This is a genomic window from Sandarakinorhabdus oryzae (assembly GCF_009733735.1).
Taxonomy (GTDB): Bacteria; Pseudomonadota; Alphaproteobacteria; order Sphingomonadales; family Sphingomonadaceae; genus Sandarakinorhabdus; species Sandarakinorhabdus oryzae.
Window position 1 is genome coordinate 1 of sequence record NZ_WNJP01000409.1, and the last position, 576, is coordinate 576.

Here is a 576-nt window from a genome sequence, read left to right on the forward strand (position 1 = left end):
GTGATCAACACCCAGCGTATGCTGACATCCAATCAGGCTGCGAAAGCTCAGACCTGGCCGTTTCTCGGCGAACCCGGTCTCACCACGCTCGACTGGCTGCCGTGGAGCCATACCTTCGGCGCCAATCACAATTTTAACTGCGTGCTGCGCAACGGCGGCACGCTGTACATCGACAGCGGTAAGCCGGCGCCCGGCCTGTTCGCATTGTCGCTGGCCAATCTGCGCGACGTGATACCGACGGTGTACTTCAACGTGCCGCGCGGCTACGACATGCTGATCGCGGCATTGCGCGAAGACGACGAGCTGCGCCAGCGCTTCTTCTCGCAGGTAAAGCTGCTCTTCTATGCGGCGGCGGCGTTGCCGCAGAATCTGTGGGATGCGCTGGAGGCGCTGTCGGTCGCGACCGTCGGCCACGCGGTGCCGATGGTGTCGGCATGGGGTTCGACCGAGACCGCGCCGCTGGCCACCGATTGCCACTTTCAGGCGCAGCGCTCCGGCAATATCGGTGTCCCGATCCCGGGTACGGAAATCAAGCTGGTGCCGTCAGGCGAGAAGCTCGAGGCGCGGGTGCGCGGC

Annotated in this window: 1 protein-coding gene; it reads left to right on the top strand. The window is 64.4% G+C overall.

Annotated features, from left to right (window positions below; genetic code table 11):
- A partial coding sequence (locus GJ693_RS16590) for an AMP-binding protein (protein WP_156257292.1) occupies positions 1–576 on the top strand: 576 nt, incomplete at both ends.